This window comes from Streptomyces sp. (assembly GCF_031178505.1).
Taxonomy (GTDB): domain Bacteria; phylum Actinomycetota; class Actinomycetes; order Streptomycetales; family Streptomycetaceae; genus Streptomyces; species Streptomyces gulbargensis.
In genome coordinates this window covers 2,584-8,978 of sequence record NZ_JAPSIW010000233.1, presented here as the reverse complement: position 1 = coordinate 8,978, position 6,395 = coordinate 2,584, and the positions used below count along the sequence as shown (strand labels likewise).

The 6,395-nt window shown below is 68.3% G+C and carries 6 protein-coding genes and 1 pseudogene; 5 read left to right on the top strand and 2 right to left on the bottom strand.

All coding sequences use genetic code 11. The features are described 5' to 3' along the window. Both RIF68_RS17230 and RIF68_RS17225 read left to right on the top strand, forming a co-directional pair. Positions 1-2,520, top strand: a 2,520-nt coding sequence (locus tag RIF68_RS17230) for a ricin-type beta-trefoil lectin domain protein (RefSeq protein WP_309052157.1), incomplete at its 5' end; no start/stop codon positions are given. Between the two features lie 13 nt (positions 2,521-2,533). Continuing rightward, on the top strand, positions 2,534-3,013 hold the full coding sequence (locus RIF68_RS17225; RefSeq protein ID WP_309052156.1) for a hypothetical protein: 480 nt from the start codon (positions 2,534-2,536) through the stop codon (positions 3,011-3,013). 211 nt (positions 3,014-3,224) lie between these two features. Here the strand turns inward: RIF68_RS17225 and RIF68_RS17220 are convergent. Beyond that, positions 3,225-3,969: pseudogene (locus RIF68_RS17220) on the bottom strand (site-specific integrase); the annotation flags it as partial. A 209-nt stretch (positions 3,970-4,178) separates the two neighbouring features. On the opposite strand from RIF68_RS17220, the gene RIF68_RS17215 reads away from it, so the two are divergent. Beyond that, positions 4,179-4,472, top strand: coding sequence for an antibiotic biosynthesis monooxygenase (locus RIF68_RS17215; RefSeq protein WP_309052155.1), 294 nt, complete (start codon positions 4,179-4,181; stop codon positions 4,470-4,472). A 53-nt stretch (positions 4,473-4,525) separates the two neighbouring features. Here RIF68_RS17215 and RIF68_RS17210 read toward each other — a convergent pair whose 3' ends face one another. Beyond that, positions 4,526-5,173, bottom strand: coding sequence for a dihydrofolate reductase family protein (locus tag RIF68_RS17210; RefSeq protein ID WP_309052154.1), 648 nt, complete (start codon positions 5,171-5,173; stop codon positions 4,526-4,528). Between the two features lie 168 nt (positions 5,174-5,341). Here RIF68_RS17210 and RIF68_RS17205 point away from each other — a divergent pair, with 168 nt between their 5' ends. Further along, on the top strand, positions 5,342-5,650 hold the full coding sequence (locus tag RIF68_RS17205; protein WP_309052153.1) for a DUF2087 domain-containing protein: 309 nt from the start codon (positions 5,342-5,344) through the stop codon (positions 5,648-5,650). After that, entirely contained in the window at positions 5,647-6,255 is a 609-nt protein-coding gene (locus tag RIF68_RS17200; protein WP_309052152.1) for a LysE family transporter, read from the top strand. Before RIF68_RS17205 ends, RIF68_RS17200 begins: the two co-directional genes overlap by 4 nt. Positions 6,256-6,395: the final 140 nt, after the last annotated feature.

The following is a 6,395-nucleotide window of genomic DNA, read 5'->3' as shown; positions in this document are numbered from 1 at the left end:
CCCAGCCTGAGCCAGCTCTCGCCGGGCACCAACGGAGGCGGCTACTGGCACAGCTACGCGTTCGACGCGATCGGCAACCGCACCAAGCTGACCGTCCACGACCTCACCGACCCGGCGCTGGACGACACCCACACGTACACCTACGGCAGGACCGACGCCAACAACGGCACCCAGCCCCAGACCACGACCCAGCCCCACACCCTCGCCAGGATCGACTCCACGACCAAGGCCCCGGGCTCGGTGGTGACCGCGACCTCCACCCACAGCGTCGACGCCCTCGGCAACACGACGGCGCGCGTCATCGGAGGCGACAGCCAGTCGCTCACGTGGGACCGCCGTAACAAGCTCACCTCGGTCACCGGCTTCGGCAACGGCAAGGGACCGCTCGTCAATCCGTCCGGCAAGTGCCTGGATCTGCAGAGCGGCAGCACCACCCCCGGCACGCCGATCCAGCTCCACACCTGCAACAACACCGGCCCGCAGCAGTGGAAGCTGACCCAGGGCACCCTGCGGGTCCTCACCAAATGCGCGGCCGTCGCCGGCACCCAGCTGGTCGTCGAGAACTGTGACGGCAGCCCGGAGCAGAAGTTCACCCACCGTCCCGCCGACGACTCGCTCCACAACGCCGCGACCAACACCTGCGTCGCGGTCCCCAACGCCGAATACACCGACGGCAAGGACCTCACCCTCGCCCCCTGCACCCAGCAGAACTCCCAGAAGTGGCGCCTGGGCGACGCCACCAGCTACGTCTACGACGCGTCGGGCAACCGCCTGATCGAGACCACCGCGACCACGCGCACCCTCTACCTGCCCGACGCCCAGGTCACCGTCACGACCACGGGCACGGCCCTGCGCGCCGAGCGCTACTACAACCACCCCGGCGCCCCCACGACCATCCGCACCGCCCTGGGCTCCGCCCACAAGCTCAACCTCCTCCTCACCGACCACCACGGCACCCCGACCACCTCCGTCCAGCAGACCGACGCGCAGCAGACCGTCACCCGCCGCGCCTTCGACCCCTTCGGCAACCCCCGTGGCGCCGAACCCACCGCGTGGCCCGGCCGCCAGAGCTTCGTGGGCACCGGCGTCGACGACCCCACCACCGGCCTCACCCACATCGGCGCCCGCGAGTACGACGCGACGACGGGCCGCTTCCTGTCGGCCGACCCGATCATGGACCTGACGGACCCGCTGCAGATGAACGGGTACGCCTACGCCGAGAACAATCCCGTCACCAGAAGTGATCCGACGGGTCTGAAGAGCGATGAGTGCGGAACGCTCTACAAGTGCGGTGGTAGCCAGGTCCTCACCTCCAGCACCACGGAGTATAAAGACGAAGACACGGTTGCGAGGCATTACTACTACACCGCTCCTGAGATCACCCTGGTTAATTGGAAGTGGCAGGGGCTTGGGAATATGCCTTGGCACGGCATGGCCAAGAAGGTCACGAAGTGGAAAAATGAGGACTACGAAAAAGGCTGGGAAAAAAGTTTGGTGGCCGGTGCCGGTAAATGGGTGCTGGACGCTGTAACCTTGATGGCCCCCCCTTCCGTCTCGAATTACATAAATCAAAGGTACGAGTCGGCGGTTACTGAACTTGGCGTGGACGTGCATGGCCGTTCCTATGCCGGGATGCAGGAGTTTTTGGACACCGCTAGTCTGCTCGCTGGCCCGGTGTCTCTTGCCCGTATGGGAATGAAAAAGGGCTCCAAAGTTCTCGCCAAGTGCCACTCATTCCTTCCTGGTGCGGAAGTCCTCATGGAGGATGGAAGTAGCAAGAAGATTGAAGAGGTGGAAGTCGGTGAAAAGGTCTCCGTCACGGACCCGGAGACTGGCGAGAGTCGCCCTAAAAAGGTATCTGCGACGATACGTACCGAGTCCGACAAGGATTTCACCGTAGTCGGAGTCCGTGTCAATGGAGAGGTCTCCACTCTCACTGCTACGGACACGCACCCCTTCTGGGTCATGGGCAGTGGCTGGACGGACGCCGGCGACCTTTCGGTGGGTCAGTTCCTGCGTACGAGCACGGGTGAGGTAGCCCAGGTAGCGTCGATCGGGCGGTACGAGAAGGAGCAACGCACGTACGACCTCACCATCGAGGACGTGCACGCGTACTATGTGCTGGCGGGGCAGACCCCGGTCCTGGTGCACAACTGCAATGGGTACGACCCAGATTTTCCGACCATCGCGCTTGGGAACTATCGCGGTCGCTTCCAGGCCACGTTGAACAAGAACGGCTTCAAGCGTCTACCGGATGATTGGGATGCCCATCACGCCATCCCGCAGGAGTACAGGGATCACCCGGAGTTTTCGGACTTTGATTTCGACGCGCCGACCAACATGCGCGGCGTGCCGGGTAGCCGAATGAAGTCCCGCGGCGCTAATGTTCACCAGAACATCACGGATCAGTGGCGGTACTTCCGGGATATGAATCCGAATCCCAGTCGGGCTCAGATTGAAGATTTCGCCGCCCAGGTCGATAGGGGTTACGGTGACTATTTCTGGAGAGAACGTAAGTAGCTGGATTCGGGAAATGGGTGACCTCTCCTCGAAATTCGTTAGGGATTTCGAGGAGAGGAACGGATACGAGCCAGGAGAGAATTGCGTGGTTGAGGCGGCATCCGATGGGCCCGGTGTGCTTCAGAGGTACCCTGCTGTAGGCGGGTACGGCGATCTCCTGGACTTCTACGAGCGCATCGAAAAGGTAACGCTCCCCGATGTGGGCAACGGGTTGTTCGTGGATTCTGTCGATGATGTAGTCGAAGGTAGAGGAGACTGGCAGCCGTCGGAGCTGAGGGGCGCTGTCGCTGATTCCATTGTCGTCTTTGGGTCCGATGGTGGTGGCGGCCTATTTGCCGTCAGCCTTACGTCTGGCAAGGTGTATAGCCTGGAAGGCGGTTCAATGGCGGGCGTGGTCTATGAAGTCGGAGAGTCGGGTGTGCAGGTGATTGCAGATGACCTCTGGGGGTTTATGCAATATTTGCGTGGGGAGTTGCTCCGAGCTGTTCGGTGATTTCGATGTCGCGCACCATATTTCACGACGCTCGACGATGTCGCCGTCCCTCTAGAGGTCGCACAATTCACGCGTCGGCCGGAGGGTGAGATGGGGCCCACTGCCTGATCCCGGCGTCTTCATGCTGAATAGCAGCCGCAAACTCGAAGCCCCGCCAGGTGCGTCCTGGCGGGGCTTCTGCGTCGGATGACGGCAGTAGTTGACGGCAACGTCAGCGGACGAGGGCAGTGCAAGGTGGCCGTTCGTCGCCGTCGGAACGTGCCGTCTCGGTGGACTCCGGGCTGCCGAGCGCGGCGTCGAGGGTGTCGATGGCGTCGCGCTGGAGGCGGAGCCTGACGTGGGCGTAGACGGTGGCGGTGACGCCGATGTGGGCGTGGCCGAGAAGTTCCTTGATCACGACGAGTTCGACGCCCTGTTCCAGGAGCAGGGTGGCGGTCGAGTGCCTGAGGTCGTGGAAGCGGATGCGGCGGAGGCCGGCCTTGCGGAGGAGCGTGTTGAAGGCACGGCTGAGGTTGGTCGGGTCGATCGGTCCGCCCCGCGTAGTGGTGAACACGTGCTCGCTGGGCTGCCACGAGGTGTCTGCGGCCTCCCGCTCTCGCTGTTGCTGTTCGCGGTGAAGCTTCAGCGAGTGGACGCAGCGGGCGGGAAGGGCTATGCGGCGCTTGGAGGCGCGCGTCTTGGTGGGGAGCGTGGTGAGCCCGCCTGCGGCGGTGCGCTGCAAGGTGCGGCGGATTGCGGCGGTGCCCGCGTCGAGGTCGAGGTCTTCCCAGCGTAGGCCGAGGAGTTCGCCCTTGCGGAGTCCGGTGTGGAGCGCGAGTTCGAACAGCGCGTGCAGCCGGTGGCCTTGGGCGGTGGTGAGGAGTTGGCGGGCTTCGTCGGCGGTGAGGGGTTCGAAGCGTCGGGGCCGTGGGGTGCCGGTGCGGGGGATCTTCCTCGCGTTCGGCATGCTCCAGGGCGTCTACGACACCACCACTCACCGCCCAGGACGTCCGAACCCGGCTCTGCTGCGGCACCGGCCAGTGCCGTCACGCTGCAGCTCGGCAGCTCCGCCGCCCGGAAGCCGGTACCGGCGGGTGCGCCGTTCGGCCCGTTCGTCGTGCGGGGCCGGGTGGGCGCTGGTGTGCTGGTCGGGACCCCTCCGTCCCCCACGTACGGGAGCAGCAGCATGGCCGTGATCGTCACCGTCGAGATTCCCGGCGGCACCGAGGAGCAGTACCGGGAGGCCAGTCGGCAGATGATGGCCGCCGAGTGGTTCCCGCCGGCCGGGTTCATCGCGCACGCGGCCGGACCGGACGGGAGCGGGGGGTGGCGGGTGGTGGACTTCTGGGAGTCAGAGGAGGACTTCCGGGCCTTCGCGGAGCACGCCCGGCCCCTCTTCGAGCGGGCCGGGAGCCCGACGGCCGTGCCCCACGTCCAGCAGGCCGTGAACGTCATGCTGCGCGGCGAACTCCCCGGCTGAGCCGGCGAACATCCGGGCCGCGAAGACCCCTGGGCAGGGAGGCTCCCGCCGTCTCACTTCCGCCAGAACACGTGGTGCGTCACCCCGCTCGGGCTCGGGACCACGTCGAGGTGGTAGCGGTCGCGCAGCTCGTCGGGGGAGTTCCAGAGCCGTACGCCCGCGCCCAGTTCCACGGGGGAGACCGCCACGTGCAGGGTGTCGATCAGGTCCGCGTCGAGGAACGCGCGGATCGTGGTCGGTCCGCCGCCGAGGCGGACGTCCTTGCCGGCGGCGGCCTCCCGGGCCCGGGCGAGGACGGTCGCCGGGGCGCCGTCGACGAAGTGGAACGTGGTGTCGGAGAGCGTGAACGACGGGCGCGGGTGGTGGGTGAGGACGAAGACCGGGGTACGGAACGGGGGCTCGTCGCCCCACCAGCCCCGCCACTCGTGGTCCTGCCACGGGCCGCGCTGCGGGCCGAACTTGTTGCGGCCCATGATCTCCGCGCCGATGTTGCGGGCGAAGTCCCGGGTGAAGTAGTCGTCCAGGCCGCGGCTCCCGCCCGGGTCGGTGCGCCGGGGCCAGCTCGCCGTGGCGCCCGCCCAGGCGAACAGCTCCGTCGGGTCGGCGCCGCGGCCGAAGGGCCGCTCCAGGGACTGGCCCTCACCGGCGCCGAAGCCGTCACTGGACACGACGAAGTTCTGGACGCGCAGCAACTGCTCCACGGTGCTCCTCCAGGGGTACGGGCCGCGCGGCCGCGCGGTCGGTGGAGAAGTGACTGGTCCGGGGCGGAGAACTCATCGCCCGGCGGACCTCCGGCAGGCCGAGCCGGGCCCCCGAGAGACCCGAAAACCCTTTGCGGCCCCCGCCCCCCGGCCGCCACGCTTCCCCCCATGACCAGTCATCCCGTCCGCCCCGTCGCGGACCTCTTCGCCGCCGACGGGCGCCTGAAGGCGATCCCGCGCAAGCCCGCCCGCCGTGAGGCGCTCCTCGCGCACCTCGCCGAGACCCTTTTCGAGGCCGGCCGTACCTACCGTGAGGCCGAGGTCAACGAGGCCCTGACCTCGGTGCACGAGGACTTCCCGGCCCTGCGCCGCTACCTCGTGGTGGGCGGTTTCCTGGCCCGTACGAAGGACGGCGCGGCCTACCGCCGACAGCAGCGGCCCACCGGCACCGGAGGCGCGATCCCCGCCGTCGCGTGACGGGCGCGGTGGTGGCCGGCCTGCTGGCCGGCTACGGCATCGCGATCCCGGTCGGCGCCGTCGGCGCCCACCTGGTGGCGGTCGCGGCCCGCGGTCCGTGGCGTACGGGAGTGGGCGCGGCCCTCGGCGTCGCCACCGCGGACGGGGTGTACGCCCTGGTCGCGGTTCTCGGCGGCGCCGCCCTCGTCCCCGTCCTGGCCCCGGTGACGACCCCGCTGCGCTGGGTCTCCGCCCTGGTCCTGCTGGCCCTGGCGGCGCTCTCGTGCCGTACGGCCGTACGGGCGCACCGCGCGGGTCCCGCGCAGGCGCCGCCCGTGGCCGCGCCCCGGCGGGCGTACCTCACCTTCCTGGGGATCACGATCCTCAACCCGATGACGGTGCTGTACTTCGCCGCGCTCGTCCTCGGCGGCGGTCCCGCGCGCGGCCCGGCCGGCGCGACCGCCTTCGTCCTGGCGGCCTTCGCCGCCTCGGCGAGCTGGCAGCTCCTCCTCGCCGCCACCGGCACGCTGCTGGGCCACACCCTGTCGTCCCCACGCGCCCGCCTCCTGACCGGCCTGGCGTCCGGCGCCCTGATCGCCGTGCTGGCGGTGGGCGTCATGGTGTGACGCGGGCCCGGTGCGCCGCGTACTCCCCTCGGGGGCGCCCAGGCGGGTCAGGAGGCGGGCGCGTGGGGACGACAGGGTGTGGCCCAGCAGCGTGCCGGTGGCGGCGAGGAGGAGCTGCCAGCTCGCCGAGGCGGCGAAGG

What these genes read in the sequence shown, in the direction of transcription:
- RIF68_RS17225 (WP_309052156.1), top strand. Translation starts at nt 2,534, where the DNA reads ATGGGTGACCTCTCCTCGAAATTCGTTAGGGATTTCGAGGAGAGGAAC.
- RIF68_RS17205 (WP_309052153.1), top strand. Translation starts at nt 5,342, where the DNA reads ATGACCAGTCATCCCGTCCGCCCCGTCGCGGACCTCTTCGCCGCCGAC.
- RIF68_RS17215 (WP_309052155.1), top strand. Translation starts at nt 4,179, where the DNA reads ATGGCCGTGATCGTCACCGTCGAGATTCCCGGCGGCACCGAGGAGCAG.